The sequence below is a fragment of the Spirosoma koreense genome (assembly GCF_054777875.1).
Genome location: NZ_BAAHAC010000005.1, coordinates 787890 through 804993 on the forward strand (window position 1 = coordinate 787890; position 17104 = coordinate 804993).

A 17104-nucleotide genomic window follows, 5' to 3' on the forward strand; every position below is an offset into this window, starting at 1 on the left:
TCGCCTGGATAGCTTCCTTATTCCTTATAACCCCGTTCCAGTAGGTGAGGCAACCAATTTCATTCGCTTATCCCACCGGTATATCCGGTCCGACAGCCACCGGAACAGGGCGCTAGTGCCCAGATATACATACATCAGCAGCAGGATTTTGAAGAAGCCCCGCCGGAAGGTGTAGGGAATGTTGGCCCCTTCAATGTGCTGGAGAATCAACCCGAACAAAAGGTAAATCCCCATGATCCAGATGAGTATCGACCAGTTGTGGCGACTACGGAAAAGGATAAGATTGACCACTGCCAGCGTCAGGAAAACGGGTACGGCATAGTTCCAGTAGTCGGCCCTGAAGATTGCCTGCGTATTCATACCGTTGTAAAGCTGGATAAGATGCCCCAGATAGTCATTCGCCGGGCTGTGCACGAAGGCGATCGCTGCATTAGGGGGCAAGGGCACGTATCCGCGCAGAAACCCGTAATTCCAGAACAGAACCGGTGCCAGGCAGCCTAGCAACAAACTACCCGCCCGGATCAGGGCTGTTACTGGCGATGAGCGTATGGCCTGGAAAAAGATCAGCAACGACCCGATGGGTATGAAGAAAATGGTTTCGGTGCGTGTCCAGCAGGCTAGTGCGAACAGGAGAATGCTGGCTATCAAGGTGCCGCGCTTTGGGGCGTCGAGGTAACGCTGCAGCAAGACTACACCTGCCGTAAAGAAAGCCGCATTAGCCCAGTCGGTTTGTACCAGAAATGTGTAGGCAAACAACTCTGGGCTGCAGGCCAGCAGGGTGAGCAACGTACCGGCCAGCATCGGATGGATCCGTTCGCGGAGTTCGGCATATAGAAATAAGCCAAACGCGATGACCAGCACAGTAAGCCAGATTTTCCCGAAAGCAAACGGTCCGATTCCTCCGGCCGCCAGGAGATAAATGATCTGCTGCATAGCCGTAAATGGCGCATAAAACGGCTGGTTGCTGAATACTGATACCGACGGTAAATGCTCTGTAAATACCGACGAGACAAGGGTTTTTTCGCGCACGGCGGCCGTAGCGATCAGATCCGGCCCAACGATCGTATCGAAAGGAAGGTTCGGGTACCAGGCACATTTCCAGGCGCTGATAACCAGCAAGTATGCCCAAAAAGCCAGGAAGGGCAATTCATACAACTGTATCGAGAGCCGACGCCGATTAAAGACGCTCCGCAAATAATCGACCTGACCCCGCAGCAGGAACAACGAAACGAGAGCCAGCAAACTCAGGCCCGTAAACATGGGCTTAGGCGCAATGGGCAAGCTGGAAAATTCCAGAATAAACGGCATCAGCGAACTAACACCCAGTCCCATTAGCATAGAAAGCCCAAGCAAACTAAAGCCATTCGTCACCGTCCGCAGGCGGGTTGTCAGACCGAAGCCGATCAGCAACTGGAGCAGCATCACAAACGCGACGGGTAAACTCATGGCTTCGATTGGTAGTAGCGCCGGGCCTGCGCGGGTGTGTAGGCAAAAAAATGAGGATCGTATTTTCGGAACTCATCGAGCACCAGCGGTCGGTTGTGAGGCTTAAACGTCAGCAAAAACAGCTTGTTATCATACGCCCAGAACGTATGCGTCGCCCGCTGGAGTAAGGAGTCCGGTGCGGTCATGTCGAGCAGATGAACGGATCGGCCCAGGTGATAATACAGTACACTCGGATAAACCCACGCAAAGCCGCTGGCCTTACCCTGCGGATACGCATTCCGGATCAGATAGCGCTGCGGAGGAATTAGAAAATAATCGTTGGGCTGGCAACGCTGCTGGATCAATGATATGAGCGGATAAGCTTCCGCGTAACCTTTCTGTCTACGGAACTGGACATCCGTCTTATTGCCCAGTGTTTGCCGCTGGGTATAGAATCGACCGACGATGTTAGTGAGCCAGTAGCGATTTTTGGGTAAGATTAGAATAGTCCCCACGATCAGGCTGCTGGCCAGTAGCAGAATAGCCTGCGTAATCCAGAACCGTCGGGCAGTAGGCGACATCGATGGATCGGTTGGAATGTCAGCCGGAGAATTGTGCATTACAGGGGACTGAAGCCGCCGTTCGTTTCCTGACGGCTCAGCCGGACGAATATAGCTGAAATTACCGGGGTAAGTCGCTGAGACACGGATTCTGCCGATTTGAATTGAAAGTTTTTTATTTCTAATCGATTGATTTACAGGTAGTTATTAGTGAAATATTCTGAACTATAGGACACGTACAGGTGTTTTCTATATACCCAACTCAACGCCAATTTATGCCCGATTTCAATCCGTCGCTTATTCTCTACACCGCCGATGCGCTCAACGGCAGAGGAGAAACGATTCTGGCTCAGTATCCCAACGCCGAGTCGCTCGAAGTTAAACAGCATAACCGTCTTCCCGAACTGGGTATGAATCATTTCAAGATCAAATCCGATGTGCTGGTGCTTGGGCGGCTGAAAACACAGGACATCAAGTGGAGCGGTCGTAGTGCGGATTATATCGCTCCGAGCCTGGCCAATGGGTGTTTCGGCGGCTGCGCCTATTGCTATGTCGACCGGCATAAAAACGTAAATCCCATCACGCTGTTTACCAACATCGAAGAAAACATCGCTTCGGTCGATCGGCACGCGATGAGTTTGCCGTGGCCGAAAGCGGCTAACCAGACCGACCCGGGTTTTTATACCTACGACATCGGTTGTAACTCCGACATTTCCATCGATTACAGCCTGACTGATGGTATTCGGCAGGTGTTTGACTTCTACCGCAGTCATCCGCGCGCTAAGGCAACGTTTGCCACCAAATTTGTTAATCCGGCGATGTTGACCTTCGATCCGCAGCGAAAAGTTCGGATTCGGTTTACGCTGATGCCCAGCCACGTCAGCAAACTGGTCGACGTACGGACGGATAACATCGAGAAACGAATTGCGGCCATCAACGACTTCTACGATGCGGGTTATGAAGTACACGTTAATTTTTCGCCGGTGATCGTTTACAGCGGCCCCGATGGCGACCGGAAAGCCTGGCGCAACGATTACCGCGATTTATTCCGTCAGCTCGATGCTGCGCTGCGCCCGGAAGTACGGGATCAACTCAAGTGCGAAGTAATTTTTCTGACGCATAACCAATGGCAGCATCAGGCGAACCTGGCCATCAATCCAAAAGCAGAGGAGTTGCTGTGGGTACCCGAACTGCAGGAAAGCAAGGTCAGTCAGTTTGGCGGCTGGAACATTCGCTACAACCACCAGTTGAAGCGCAAGATGATCGAAGTGTTTGAAAAGCTGATGCAGGAAGAAATTCCCTGGTGCCAGATCCGATATATCTTCTGACGAAAGAACCGGCCTCCAGATGTGCATCTGGAGGCCGGTTGCTTTGAGGTTATTAAAACTTAGTTGCTATGTCCGCCTTTGCTACCGCCCGTCGAACCACCCGCACTGTGGTTGCCTTTCGACGAACTCTTGTGCGAAGTTGAACTACGTCCGTTGCCTTTCTGGCCGTGGCCAGTTCCGTTATCCTGATTGCCAGTGATCCGCTGATCTTTGTACTCTTCTTCTACTTTTTCGAGGGTCTTGTTAGCCATAACGTTGATTGGTTGATTACCCGGATAACTCATTAATGGGCATGTTGTTTGACATATTCGTCCATTGAAAAGCGTCCGGACCCGATAACGATAAAAACCAGCAACAGAACCAGCACGATCAGCGACAGCCACAGCTCGGAGTTCAGCGGTGAAAAGCCTTGCCGGATGTTTACGAAGAAAACAGCGGCAATTAGAATGGGCAGTTGCAGAATGGCCATCAGGCGGGTAAGACAGCCCAGCGCAATCAGACAGCCGCCCATCAGGTGGGCAAAAGCTACGTAATGAACAGCCATGACCGAATAAAGGCCAAAGTGTGCTCCACCAACCAGTCGGTTCAGATAAGCCGTGTCGCTGATAAAGCTGACTCCTTTCAGAACCAGAATAATGCCCAGCGTGATCCGTAGGGCATCCGTCCAGGCGGGGTGATGCGTATCGCCCCAGTGCTCAATACGATGTAACAGGTTCATGACTATAGCGGTTTAGAGAATACTCACCGAATATAGCGGCCTGATTGATAAAAAGCAAGCTGGTTGCCAAGTAGTTAGCGGAGTGAGCTACTAGCCGGATCTGACTCGGCTATCAGCTTTGCCGATCGCATAACGCATCGGTTCGAACAGTTACGCTGCTTCCAGTGGACCGATATGAACCGGCGGCAACTGCTCCATTTCGTCGGGTTCAAACAGCCGGGATCGGATCAGAAACCGAACTCCCAGTGGAATTTCGAGTGAGAAACTGGCTCCCCGGCCGGGCGTCACGTCGATGGTTAAATGCGTATGCTGCCAGTACTCGAACTGATCCTGCGACATCCAGAAGTCACAACCATCGATCTGGCCCAGCCACACATCGGAAGAACCGATGATAAAATCACCGACAGCGTAACACATGGGCGAAGAACCATCGCAGCAGCCGCCACTCTGGTGAAACATCAGCGGGCCGTGCTGAGCGCGGAGCTTATCAATAACCTCGGCGGCTGCCGGAGTAAGGTCGATGCGGTTCATAGCGAAATGATTGAATGCCTGAATGCCTGAATGATAAAATGCCTGAATGATAGAATGAGTGAATAACCGTTCCATAGTTTATTCACTCATTCTATCATTCAGGCATTCAAAATTGATTAAAAGAAGCCGAGTTTTTTCTTGCTGTATGAAATCAGAATGTTTTTGCTCTGCCGGTAATGGTTGAGCATCATGTGGTGATTCTCGCGGCCAAAGCCCGACTTCTTATACCCACCGAACGGAGCATGCGCCGGATAGTTGTGGTAGCAGTTGACCCAAACCCGACCCGCCTGTATCTGCCGCGGAATCTGGTACAGTTCGTGTGCGTCGCGCGTCCAAAGGCCAGCGCCCAGCCCGTAAAGCGTGTCGTTAGCCATCGAAACGGCTTCATCGGCATCTTTGAAGGTCGCTACCGAAACCACCGGACCGAAGATTTCCTCCTGGAAGATGCGCATCCTGTTGTTGCCTTTGAAGATGGTCGGCTGAATGTAATACCCATTTTCCAGCCCGCTGTTCAGTTTTGCCGGGCCACCACCGGTCAGTACTTCGGCCCCTTCTTTCTTACCAATGTCGATATACGACAGAATTTTCTCGAACTGATCGTTGCTGGCCTGAGCGCCCATCATCGTTTCCGGATCGAGCGGGTGACCAACTTTGATGGCTTTTGTGCGTTCGATGACCCGTTCGATGAACCGGTCGTACGCTTTTTCGTGGATCAGCAACCGCGATGGACAGGTACAGATTTCGCCCTGGTTCAGCGCAAACATGACCGCCCCTTCCACGCACTTGTCAAAGAACTCGTCGTCGGCATCCGCGATCGATTCCATGAAAACGTTCGGGGACTTACCGCCCAACTCCATCGTAACTGGAATCAGGTTTTCGGATGCATACTGCATAATTAGGCGGCCCGTGGTGGTTTCGCCCGTGAAGGCGACCTTCGCAATTCGTTTCGATTGCGCCAGTGGTTTCCCCGCTTCGGGACCGAACCCATTAACGATATTGACCACGCCCGGCGGAATCAGTCCTTCCAGCAACTCCATCAATACCAGAATAGATGTCGGTGTCTGTTCGGCGGGTTTCATGACCACGCAGCAGCCCGCAGCCAGCGCCGGGGCCAGTTTCCAGGTCGCCATCAGCAACGGAAAATTCCAGGGAATGATCTGCCCGACTACCCCGATGGGTTCTTTTACAATCAGCGATACCGTATCAGCGTCCAGCTCGGCCAGACTCCCTTCTTCGGCCCGGATGACCCCCGCAAAATAACGGAAGTGGTCGACCACCAGCGGCAAGTCGGCCGCCAGGGTTTCACGGACGGCTTTCCCATTTTCCACCGTTTCGACCCGGGCCAGAAATTCCAGATTCTGTTCGATAACCTCGGCAATTTTCAGGAGCATGTTGCTGCGCTCCGTTGCCGACGTCCGCGACCAGGCCGTGAAGGCCTTATGCGCAGCATCCAGCGCCAGCTCAATGTCGGCAGCTTTAGAACGGGGCACTCTGGCAATCAGGCTGTCGTCTACTGGGGAGTGGTTCGCGAAATACTCACCGTCGACCGGGGCTACCCATTTGCCACCAATGTAATTTTCATACTGGGTTTTGAACATGGGCCGGGGCAAAATTTTGCTTGGTGCTTCTGCTGTTTGCATCGCTAGAATAAGTTTAAGTGAGGGTGATAGGTTTTTTTACAAAATTTGCCAAAATTGTACAAGAAAAGTTGCGTTATACTCTTAAATACTTGTAGAATCGTCTCATCCTGAGTCGTATGGGAAAAGTAAAGAAAGTAATTGCAAATGAAGCGATTAGCGCCTGGGGCGCTCAGCTGGACACGCTGGTCGAGAACAAGTTGACGCTAAGTCACGACGAAGCAGAGATGCATCTGTATGAGACATTTCAGCAAGCACACCTGATCCAGCTGCGCTTCAATGCCCCCGTGATGACCAGCATGCTGAGTGGCCGAAAGGTGATGCACCTGCGGGAGATGGAGCCGTTTAATTACCAGCCGGGCGAATCGCTGCTGCTGCCATCGGACCGGCTCATGAAAATCGATTTTCCCGACGCCACGATCAATGAACCCACGCGCTGCCTGGCGCTAACAATTTCCGATGATTTCATCCGCGAAACCGTTGCCGAACTCAATGAGCAGGTTCCGCGGGTCGAAACTACCGACCAGTGGCAACTGGATACGGAAAATTATCTGCTGCAAAATGATCCGGAAATCAGCTCGCTGATCGACAAACTGATTCGGCTGTTTCGGGAGAATAATGCCTTCAAGCCGTTTTTTATCAAGAATACCCTTCGGGAATTGATCGTCAGGCTTTCGCAAACCCAGGCCCGCACGGGGCTTCTCCTGCAAACGAGCCAGCACCTGAACTCCAATCGCCTGGCTTACGTAGTCGCGTATATTCGGGAAAATCTGACCCGCGCTTTGTCCATCGAAGAGCTAAGTGACAAAGCCTGCCTTTCTAAATCGCACTTTTTTCGACTGTTTAAAACGGAGCTGGGGATATCGCCCGCCCAGTTCATTCTGACCGAACGAATCCGCCGGGCGAAGGCAATACTCAGTAACCCCGCCAAAAGTGTGACGGACGCGTGTTACGAATCGGGTTTCAACAGCCTGACGCACTTCAGCAATGCTTTCCGGGCAATCGAACACATAGGCCCCCGTGAATTTAAGCGGCAACTCTTCGGTCTGAATTGACCTCGTTCCAACGATCAGTTTCTTCATCAGACGACGGTCTGTCGTCTGATGAAGAAACCGGCATTATTTGGCTATCCGCTCTGGCGCACCTGCAAGCCATAGGCTGATTGGGGAGGCTAGGCCTGTCTTCTACTGCTCTCACTTACCTTTCCTTAAACAGCTGCAACTGTTTGGTGCGGGCGCTGACACCCACGGCCAGGTAATGGGGGGTGGTCTGCAATACGTGTCGCCCCCGAACCACCAGGCCTTTGAACCGGTTCAGCCAGGCATCTACATCGGCTGGCCGGTAATACTTCGTTGGACCAAATGAACGCACGGGCTCCAGCCCAAACTCAGTGCGTAATCGCTCGAAAGCAACTGGCGTAATATTGTACTTTAGACAGATCAGAGACTTGCTTAGATAATTCGAATTCGACAGGTTTACCGGAGCCTGGTTAAGTACGGGTTTGTGCTGGGCAATAGCCTCCTGCTCCCGGCGGTCGAGGTCCCATTCCTGGCAGGGAAAGTAACGGAAATGGGTAAATTTTTTTCCGTCCAGTCTGTGCTTATTTAGTTGATTATTAAGATTTTTAGTTTGGCCCACGTAAATCACATTGTCTTCAGAATCCAGCAGAAAATAGATGCAGGGTGTGCTCAAAAATGGGCTGGTTTGGTCGATAATCTGGCCTAAATCAAGGGCTTTTTTGGTCATTTTCTGGTCGTTTATTATGTATTAAATATACTACTAATAATACTTATATACAACAAAAAATACGTATATTTTTTTGACTTTTTTCGCGATTTGTCTAGTTTTGTCTATGGCCGGACGCAAGCAGAAAAAACGGGAAGTTGAGGGCAAGTGGCTTAAGGAAGCCCTGGCCAAACAGGAGGTTACGGTGTACCGATTAGCGAAAGAACTGGGCTACAGTCGGGAGAAGTTTTATCGGCATGTAAACAACAAGACCTACCTCAGTAGTGAGTCGCTGGCGGAGATTGCACGCAAGTTTCCGAGTATGAATATGCGCTATGTATTGACGGGGGAGGGGTCACCGACGCTTTAGCGGTGTGAAGAAAACAGCCGTCGCGGCAGGCACTATAAAGCCCGTTGCTGAGTAGTTTCCAGCGACCGTGTAAGTTTTGAGGCCCGTGCTACAATATGGAGTCCATAAGGAGTCTGTGGATAAAATGCCTGACTATTTCTGTCGGCTGCTAACCCGAAAAGTAGGATATTTACGAACTGAATGGGTGCACGTGGCCGTTGGCCATTGGGCCTTTTATATGTTTAACAGCGCTTGATTAGCGATATTACTTTGACAACGAAACCTGCCTCTAAAGCTGCCTTCACCGCGCCGACGCTGGCCTTCATGCGCGAACTCGTGCAAAATAACAACCGAGAGTGGTTCCAGGCCAACCGATCCCGATACGATGCGGCCAAAGCCGAACTGTGTGGCGTAACCGAACGGGTCCTGACGGGATTGAGTCCGTACGAACCGCTGGCCAATACTTCGGTGAAAGACTGTATCTTCCGGATCAACCGCGACATTCGCTTCTCGAAAGATAAAGCGCCTTACAAATCGAACCTGGCGTTTGCCATCGGGCCTGGCGGGCGGCATTCCGGCCGGATCGATTATTACGTGCATATCCAGCCCGGCAATCAGTCGTTTCTTGGGGCGGGAATGTGGCAGCCGACCCCAGCCAATCTGGCGAAGTTCCGTCAGGAAGTCGATTATAACGTCGACGAGCTCAAAACCATCATCGAAGCCGACGAATTTAAAGCGTATTTTCCGGAAGCGTCCGGCGAATTGATGAAGACGACGCCAAAGGGATATCCGGCCGATCATCCGGAGATTGAGCTACTCCGGCGGAAGGAGTTGTTTTTTATGCACCGCTATACCGACAAAGAAGTCTTAAAGCCAACCTTCGCCGATGAGATTGTGCGGGGCTGTCTGATCCTTAAACCCTACTGCGATTTGCTGAATTACCTGTTTTACGACGAGAAAGAAGAACCTGTTGATCTGTAAGGTACACCAAGGTTTAGCTCAGAAGTCGCCAAAATGCTACTGTCGTTTAAAATAGGCGAATGAAGAAACGGCGAACTGTGAAAAGTTTACTGAAGCAAGTTGTTCTGTGTGGTCGTATCGATCACAATTGAATGAAAAGAAGCTTTGAAAAACTGAGAATAGGCAAATTACTAGTTATCTATTTAGTCATTAACTTTATAATGATACTGAAACTAAGGGATTGATATTGAGATACTTTTGATTGCCTTGACATAATCATACGCTTATTATGGGATGTAAGTTTAGTCTTACACGTCTTGAGCAGCTTATATCAGGTTTAGTGGCCATCATTGCCATACCCGGATATGTTGCCAATGCGCAGCCTGATAGCTCAGTGTATAGCGACGTAGCCAGACAACGTTTATTAATCCGGATTACGGCGCAATACATCCATACCATTAGTCAGGGACAGATCGATATGGATAGTGCCATCCGTATTCCCTGCAACGTATATCAGTTAAGTCCTCTGCTTGCTTACAATGAGGGATTTAGTGACGGAGATGGAAAACCGTCAATGGGAACCAGGTTGCTGGATGCCGGAAGGATAGCGGAAGCCAAAGCATTGCTTAGCAAGCAGCGTCAGCAAGCACGGCTTCGGTTATTGCTGGAATCAGGCAGTTACTTCGTTTTTAAGCCGGGCAACGAGAAGGCGGATCTTGATCAGGCATCAGCATACATCAACGAAGCTTTACAGCTAAGTAAGAAAGCGCCTATCAAATGGCAAGTGGAGAGTATGGCTCTTCGGGCTCATTGGCTTGATCAATCCGGATTTGCCGCTGAGGGACAGAACGTATTTAATGAACTAGTGACCTTATGCGATCGGTCGGGAAACGAACCGGTTTCTGCGAGGCTATTGCTGCGTGCCGGAGAACTATTGCCTTACGGAGACCCGGAAAGGCTCAGGAAATTTGAAAAAGCCCTGTCTATTTTTAAAAAAACAAATGCAAAAGAGAAGGAAATTGAAACCTTGTCTCTGATAAATATTGAATATTTTGTCGCCAAAAAGTATAATATAGCCGAAAACTATTTGCGCACGATTGTCAAACTTCAGGCCCAACTAAACTTTCGACATCAGCAATACCCTTACGATGCATTATCCTGGCTGGCTTATCGAAAAGGGGAACTGACCGATGCGTTAGCCTATTCGAACAAAAGTCTGGCAAGCCTGGCCTCCAAAGCTGATTCTACATTTATCAGTTATTTCTATACGCGAAGGGGACTTGTCTATGAACGACTGCATAAACTGGATGAAGCCCTTACCTGGTATGATAAAGGGCTGGAAAATAGGACGCTCGGAACGAGGTTATTTTGGTACAGAGCCATGATCGGCAAAGTGCTAACGCTGAATGAGATTGGTCGAGCAAAGGAGGCCTTGTCTCTTCTTGAAGAAGCAAAACGGAAGTATCCGCCCAACTCTTATTTTGACAGGATGCACTTTGCCTTTCTACTGGGAAAGACGTATAGCAATTTAAAGAAGATCAGTCTCGCGGAAAGCAACTACCAGGTCTTTCTGACCATGTCGGAAAAATTTCCGGTGGAATACATCCATGACGAATTCCCGGCGGCCTATTTCGAAATTTCTACCTTTTACCGAACAATTGGCAAAACCAGGCAGGCCCGGGCCTATCTAGAGCGCGGAAAAGACTACACATCTGCATTCGATATAGTAGCCAAGGACAATTATTATTATAATCTGTTCAAAATTGATTCGATGGAGGGGCGTCATCTGGATGCGATCCGACACCTTAGGCATAGTTACGAGTTTACCGACTCGGTGTTTAGTCAGGACCAGCGGAAACGAACCGAAGAGTTACTGGTGAAATACGAGGCTGAGAAAAAGGATAAAAACATTCAGTTACTGAACAGCCAGAATCAGCTGGAGCGTTTGCGGACGGAGCAGGCACACCGGACCAGAAATATAATGTTGGCTGGTTTGGTGCTCCTGCTCATTATTATCGCGCTGTTGTTCAACCGGTATCTGATTAAACAACGAACGAACCGCCAACTTGTCGCGAATCAGCGGGAGCTGGATCAGAAAAATAATTTCCTGGAAACACTGACTACCGAACAGGAAAAACTCCTCAAAGAAAAAGAATGGTTGTTGAAGGAAGTTCACCATCGGGTTAAAAACAATCTTCAGATGGTAACCAGCCTACTCTATTCACAATCGATGTATTTGCAGGATGAAAGGGCCAAACTGGCCGTAAAGGACAGCCTTCGTCGGATGCAGGCTATGGCCTTGATTCATCAAAAGCTTTACCAGGATGAAAATACGTCCAGCCTGTCCATGCCCGAATACATCAATGAACTGATAGGCTACTTGCAGGAAAGTTTCGATGAGGGAGGCCAGATAACCTTTAAACAGACGATCGAGCCACTATCTCTGGATGTAGCTCAGGCAATTCCGCTGGGGCTGATCGTCACCGAAAGTATTGTCAACACCATAAAGCATGCTTTTCTGAGTGGGCAAAAAGGGGTTGTGAGCATAGAGCTTCTACAGGACAGCCTCGATTTTTTAGTACTAACTATATCGGATAATGGCATTGGTCTGCCCGCAGGTCTTGACACAAAGGAGTCAAACTCCCTTGGCCTTGAGCTGATGCAGGGGCTTGCGAAGCAATTGAACGGGTCCTTCACGATTGAAAGCAATACCGGGGTGCTTGTGACCGTCCGGTTTATTCCCTTAAGCAGGCATTACTCGCCGACAAACCTGCCCGAAAACATTTCGTAACCAACGGCTATGAGCACCAAGATTCTGATTGTTGAAGATGAGTTTGTGGTAGCCAATTCGCTGCGACTACTCTTAAGGCAGGCCGGCTACACCGTGAGTGGAATCGCCACTTCGGCTGAGGAAGCTTATGCCATTTTGCTAAGGGATAAACACGACCTTGTGCTGCTGGACATCCGGTTGAATGGAAGCGAATCGGGCATTGATCTGGCCCGAAAACTAAAAGCTGAAAACATCGCCTTTGTTTATTTATCCGCTAACTCAAGTCAAAAGGTACTGGAAGAAGCGAAAAAAACAGAACCCTATGGCTTTCTCGTCAAGCCATTCAGGGAGAAAGATCTGCTGGTGGCATTGGATATTGCCTTGTATCTCCACAAGAATAAGCTCGAATCAAAATTACGGCAGGAAGCACTTCTGGAAAGACAACTGTTGGACATTAGCCAGGAAGACTCGGACGGTAAGCAGACGTTTTTGACGATGGCCCGAGCCCTACAACCGTTTATTCCGTTTGATCTCATCGTATGCGGAACCAGACCGCTTACGGCTTCCCGGTTTGACGATTACGGCTATTTACGCGTCGGATTTGATGACTATCAGTTCATCGGTAAAGATGAGCTACGAACAATCTCCGGTTTAAAAAGTGACGCCTTATCCACAATCGTTGCAAACAGTAATACAGATACCCATGTAGCTAGGTATTACAATGGAGCAACGACCGATGCTGTCCCGGTTACCCCGCTGCAAATGATTTGGTTAAACACGTTCAGTTTAGAATCCTATCTGATATTTCCGGTCGCTCTAAGCACTGGCTCCTGGGTTCACTATTCGTTTTATAGCCGTCGGCGTGCCATGTATACGCAAAGCCACCTGGCCGCGTTGACGCTTTTCGGAAGCAGTTTGACCACCGTTACGGAAAAATTAGTCCGGTCTGACCTATCCTCCACATCCACGATACGGCTGTCGGCCGATAGGCAGCAGGCGAAAGCCGGGAATTACCAGGGCACTGTTTCTGAATTTAAAAGCATTATTGGGAATCATCCGCTTTTACTGGCCGCCTTAGATCTGGTGACGCAGGTGGCACCGTACAAAACGTCGGTGTTACTGCTTGGCGAAAGCGGTACTGGAAAAGAAAGCATCGCGCAGGCCATTCACTCGCTCTCTGCACGCCGAGATGGTCCCTTCATCAAAGTGAATTGTGCGGCCATTCCTTCTTCCCTGATCGAGTCCGAGCTATTTGGTCATGAGAAAGGGGCATTTACCGGCGCTATCGAAAAGAGGAAAGGAAAGTTTGAACAAGCTCATCAAGGGACGCTATTTTTAGACGAGATCGGAGAGATGCCGCTGGACATGCAGGTGCAGTTGCTGCGGGTTTTACAGGAAAAAGAAATTGATCCGGTCGGGAGCAAGTCCCCCCGGAAAGTCGATGTGCGCATTGTTGCCGCTACGAACCGAAATCTGGAACGTGAAGTTGCCGAAGGCCGGTTCCGGCTTGATCTTTATTATCGGCTTAATGTGTTTCCGATAACCTTACCGCCCCTGCGTGAACGTAAAAGCGATATACAGGCCCTGGCCGTTTATTTTGCCAACCGGTTCTGCAACGAGTTCAACAAGAATTTCAACGGTATATCGGCCGCCATGATAGCCGAATTGCAGGCGTATAGCTGGCCGGGAAACATTCGTGAACTCGAGAATGTGCTGGAGCGGTCGGTGATCCTCAATGACGGGCGATCTGAGCTGGAATTAAAGCATAGCCTTTTGGGGACAGCTGACAAAGCATCCGGCAAGGCCGAGATTGAAACGCTCGGGGATGTCAGGCGCATACAGCGGGAGACAGAAAGGGAATACCTTATCTCTGTTCTCAAAAAAACGAAAGGACTTATCCGCGGTGCCAATGGGGCCGCCGAATTATTGAACATCAAGCCGACAACCCTGGAAGCTAGACTAGCTAAGTTGGGTATTCAGCGGGAGGATTTACGCAACTGATAGAGCCGGGGTGGCTTTGCTCAACAATATCACCTCCAAAAGTTTAGGAGTCGGATCGTATTGCCTCCAAAAATAGTGGAGCGTAAAAGGTCTGTTACCGATTTTATTCCGTTAGTGAAATGATTAAATCTCCTGACAATCAGACTTATATCTGATTTTTTCTTCTCTTGATGATTTAATGGTACGAAATTGTCTACAGTCCTTTTATCAATGAAAGGATAGTTCAAGCTGTTGACAATACGTTTCATGGATTCAGGAAAAGCCCAAACGACATCCGTTTTCCGCAACAGCGAAGGGCAGGCTGTTTTTTACAGAAACTGGACTACAAGGAACGAACCGAACGGTATAGTCCTGATCGTTCACGGCTTGAATTCCCACAGCGGCTATTATGAAAAATTTGCGGTACAACTCACTGAAAACGGATATGAAGTCTACGCCATGGATCTTCGTGGCCGGGGAATGTCGGAGGGTGAACGGTACTACATTGCTGATTATCATGATATTGTCGGTGATATAGATTTGTTAGTAGACATTGTACGATCGGTATATCCAACCCTTGCTATTTTTTTATTAGGCCATAGTGCGGGCGGGGTGTTTGCATCCGTTTATACGGTCGGTAACCAAGCCAAGCTAAATGGGCTGATTTCAGAAAGCTTCGCCTTTCAGATTTCTGCGCCTGGTTTTGCGCTGGCCCTGATAAAGTTCCTGGGTACTATCATTCCGAATACGCGGCTGATCAGGTTGAAAAATGGTCATTTTTCCCGTGACAAAGCTATTGTGGACAAAATGAACAATGACCTGCTGCTGAAAAACGAAAAGCAGCCAGCACGGACAATGCAGCAACTCTTATTAGCAGCCGCTTATTTAAAAACGGAAATGCCATCCATTAAACTTCCGCTGCTAATCCTTCACGGTACCGCCGATAAAGTCACGACGCCTAGTGGTAGCCAATACTTTATGGATCATGCTTCTTCGACGGACAAGCAACTCAACCTATATGAAGGAAATTATCATGATCTGCTCAACGATAAGTATAACGCCATAATCATCAGGGACATCATACGTTGGCTCAACCAACGAGTCTGATCAGGTCGGCTTATGATAACTGCGTTCGAACGACCGTTTGGCAACTGGTAAACTGTTCGTGATCGTGCTTAGACTATTTCTTCCACTTAATAACCAGCATCTTATGAAAAGCTTAGCCCTACTTCTATTATCGGCAGTAATCTTATCTATTTCCACTTCAAACGCTCAGACAAAAAAAATGGAAGCAACAAAACCCACTATTATCTTTGTACATGGCTTATGGGCCGATGGATCGTCATGGAGCAAAGTTATCCCGCTCCTGGTTGCCCGAGGCTATAAGGTCATTTCTGTGCAGAACCCGACCACCACACTCGAGAATGATATTGCTGCTACCCAACGGGCTATCGCTATTGCCGGTGGTGATGTCGTTTTGGTTGGTCACTCCTGGGGAGGCTTTGTGATCACGGAAGCCGGCGATCATCCAAAAGTAAAAGCCTTGGTTTATGTGGCGGCCTACGCCCCCGAAAAGGATGAAACGGTTCCCTCATTAAGTGCAAAAGCGGCACCAACCCAGCTTGCCTCCTTTTTTCAGGCAGAAGGTGGGTTCATTAGTCTTACCAAAGAGGGCATATCGAACGTCTTTGCCAATGATCTTTCGGCTCAGGAACAGGAGTTGGTTTTTGCGGTACAACAGCCGACTTCCCCAGACGTATTTAAAGGAGTGGCAAGTAAAGTGGCCTGGAAACAGAAACCCTCCTGGTATATTGTGGCTTCGGAAGACAAGACCATCAACCCCGATCTGGAACGCTTAATGGCTCAACGGGCAAAGGCCAAAACAACTATCCTGAAATCATGCCACGTAGCCATGTTGTCTAAACCCAACCAGGTTCTGGAGGTGATTTTGGAAGCGGCCAGCCAGGCTGTTAATTAAGCTGGGTAGGTGAGTTTAAACCTGGATAGAATTAACCAATTCATTTACACCCGGTTACTGTTTTTCGGATGTAAATGAATCGGTTAGTTTACGCACGATGGTTGCTTTATATGGATAAAGTACCAAGTGAATCATTAGTTTTTAGCCACCCAAACCCGCGAAGCGTATGCAGGCCCCTAACCCAGTACAGACAAATACGTTCATTTCGGAACAAGGATTGAATGTCGCCTATAAACATTGGAAAGCAGCCGATACGCCCAAAGCGGTGATGGTGTTTGCTCATGGATTCAATTCGCACAGCGGCTATTTCCAATGGCCAGCCGAACAGCTAACTGCCCAGCATTATGACGTATACGGGATTGACTTTCCTGGCAGGGGAATGTCAGACGGCGAACGGTACTATATCGCTGACTATGAAGAGTTTGTCAAAGCGCTTGATAAGTTAATAGACATTGCAAAAGCGGCTCATCCAGGGTTACCCATCTTTTTATTAGGGCACAGTGCAGGCGGTGTTTTGTCGTGTATTTATGCTCTGGAGCATCAGAACAAGCTCAGCGGTTTTATTTGCGAAAGTTTCGCATTTCAGGTACCTGCCCCCGATTTCGCCGTGGCCGTTTTACGGGGTCTGAGCCATGTGTTCCCACACGCTCATGTGCTGAAGTTAAAAAACGAAGATTTTTCCCGCGATCAGGCCGTCGTTGATTTTATGAACAGCGACCCGCTCATCGCCGATGAAGTTCAGCCGACGAAAACCGTACAGCAATTATCGCTTGCTGACGAACGATTGAAGACCGAAATGGCTTCCATCCAACTCCCCCTGCTGATTCTTCATGGTAGTGCCGACAAAGCAACCAGACCTGCCGGAAGTCAATTTTTTTATGATCATGCATCGTCCACGGATAAAACACTAAAATTTTATGAGGGGCATTATCACGATTTACTGAATGATCTAGACAAGGAAGTTGTCATGACCGATATTCTCAATTGGCTAAACAAAAGAACGAACTGATACGAAACAGCTGTTAAACGGCGATGGTCGGCCGCAAATTAATCTTGTTGCTTTATTATGTCAGGTGTGGATCTGGTCTGTTTTTTTAGATTTATCCAGTTGTCCTGATTTTTGATGAAAGCAGACGTAAAACG

At 49.1% G+C, this 17104-nt stretch carries 16 protein-coding genes; 9 read left to right on the top strand and 7 right to left on the bottom strand.

What is annotated here, in order from left to right; all coding sequences use genetic code 11:
• Window positions 1-24 precede the first annotated feature (24 nt).
• On the bottom strand, window positions 25-1446 hold the full coding sequence (locus ACYVC2_RS09075; protein WP_461101988.1) for a hypothetical protein: 1422 nt from the start codon (window positions 1444-1446) through the stop codon (window positions 25-27).
• Entirely contained in the window at window positions 1443-2045 is a 603-nt protein-coding gene (locus tag ACYVC2_RS09080) for a hypothetical protein (RefSeq protein ID WP_461101989.1), read from the bottom strand. The genes ACYVC2_RS09075 and ACYVC2_RS09080 overlap by 4 nt, the downstream gene beginning before the upstream one ends.
• Before the next feature lie 215 nt (window positions 2046-2260).
• On the opposite strand from ACYVC2_RS09080, the gene ACYVC2_RS09085 reads away from it, so the two are divergent.
• Window positions 2261-3313 (top strand): spore photoproduct lyase family protein, encoded by a 1053-nt coding sequence (locus ACYVC2_RS09085; RefSeq protein ID WP_461101990.1) that lies wholly within the window; start codon window positions 2261-2263, stop codon window positions 3311-3313.
• Window positions 3314-3372: 59 nt separating this feature from the next.
• Here ACYVC2_RS09085 and ACYVC2_RS09090 read toward each other — a convergent pair whose 3' ends face one another.
• From ACYVC2_RS09090 to ACYVC2_RS09105, 4 genes are all read right to left on the bottom strand, one after another.
• A complete protein-coding gene (locus tag ACYVC2_RS09090; protein WP_461101991.1) occupies window positions 3373-3564 on the bottom strand; it encodes a hypothetical protein in 192 nt (63 codons plus the stop codon).
• 32 nt (window positions 3565-3596) lie between these two features.
• Window positions 3597-4031 (bottom strand): DoxX family protein, encoded by a 435-nt coding sequence (locus ACYVC2_RS09095; protein WP_461101992.1) that lies wholly within the window; start codon window positions 4029-4031, stop codon window positions 3597-3599.
• Window positions 4032-4181: 150 nt separating this feature from the next.
• A complete protein-coding gene (locus tag ACYVC2_RS09100; RefSeq protein WP_461102333.1) occupies window positions 4182-4562 on the bottom strand; it encodes a DUF779 domain-containing protein in 381 nt (126 codons plus the stop codon).
• 116 nt (window positions 4563-4678) lie between these two features.
• Window positions 4679-6202 (bottom strand): aldehyde dehydrogenase family protein, encoded by a 1524-nt coding sequence (locus ACYVC2_RS09105; protein WP_461101993.1) that lies wholly within the window; start codon window positions 6200-6202, stop codon window positions 4679-4681.
• Between the two features lie 116 nt (window positions 6203-6318).
• On the opposite strand from ACYVC2_RS09105, the gene ACYVC2_RS09110 reads away from it, so the two are divergent.
• On the top strand, window positions 6319-7254 hold the full coding sequence (locus ACYVC2_RS09110) for an AraC family transcriptional regulator (RefSeq protein ID WP_461101994.1): 936 nt from the start codon (window positions 6319-6321) through the stop codon (window positions 7252-7254).
• A 142-nt stretch (window positions 7255-7396) separates the two neighbouring features.
• Here ACYVC2_RS09110 and ACYVC2_RS09115 read toward each other — a convergent pair whose 3' ends face one another.
• Complete coding sequence (locus ACYVC2_RS09115) at window positions 7397-7945, bottom strand: GIY-YIG nuclease family protein (protein ID WP_461101995.1); 549 nt, start codon at window positions 7943-7945, stop codon at window positions 7397-7399.
• Window positions 7946-8051: 106 nt separating this feature from the next.
• Between ACYVC2_RS09115 and ACYVC2_RS09120 the strand changes: the two genes are divergently transcribed.
• From ACYVC2_RS09120 to ACYVC2_RS09150, 7 genes are all read left to right on the top strand, one after another.
• Window positions 8052-8294: a helix-turn-helix domain-containing protein gene (locus ACYVC2_RS09120; protein ID WP_461101996.1), complete on the top strand. Its 243-nt coding sequence runs from the start codon at window positions 8052-8054 to the stop codon at window positions 8292-8294.
• A gap of 249 nt (window positions 8295-8543) precedes the next feature.
• A complete protein-coding gene (locus ACYVC2_RS09125; protein WP_461101997.1) occupies window positions 8544-9254 on the top strand; it encodes a DUF2461 domain-containing protein in 711 nt (236 codons plus the stop codon).
• Window positions 9255-9522: 268 nt separating this feature from the next.
• Window positions 9523-12024: a histidine kinase dimerization/phosphoacceptor domain -containing protein gene (locus ACYVC2_RS09130; RefSeq protein ID WP_461101998.1), complete on the top strand. Its 2502-nt coding sequence runs from the start codon at window positions 9523-9525 to the stop codon at window positions 12022-12024.
• A 9-nt stretch (window positions 12025-12033) separates the two neighbouring features.
• Complete coding sequence (locus ACYVC2_RS09135) at window positions 12034-14004, top strand: sigma 54-interacting transcriptional regulator (protein ID WP_461101999.1); 1971 nt, start codon at window positions 12034-12036, stop codon at window positions 14002-14004.
• Between the two features lie 246 nt (window positions 14005-14250).
• Entirely contained in the window at window positions 14251-15090 is an 840-nt protein-coding gene (locus ACYVC2_RS09140) for a lysophospholipase (protein WP_461102000.1), read from the top strand.
• 103 nt (window positions 15091-15193) lie between these two features.
• Window positions 15194-15961, top strand: a complete 768-nt coding sequence (locus ACYVC2_RS09145) for an alpha/beta fold hydrolase (RefSeq protein WP_461102001.1) — start codon at window positions 15194-15196, stop codon at window positions 15959-15961.
• Between the two features lie 166 nt (window positions 15962-16127).
• Window positions 16128-16970 carry a lysophospholipase gene (locus ACYVC2_RS09150; RefSeq protein ID WP_461102002.1) on the top strand — a complete coding sequence of 281 codons (843 nt, stop codon included), beginning with the start codon at window positions 16128-16130 and terminating at the stop codon, window positions 16968-16970.
• The last annotated feature ends 134 nt before the right edge of the window (window positions 16971-17104 follow it).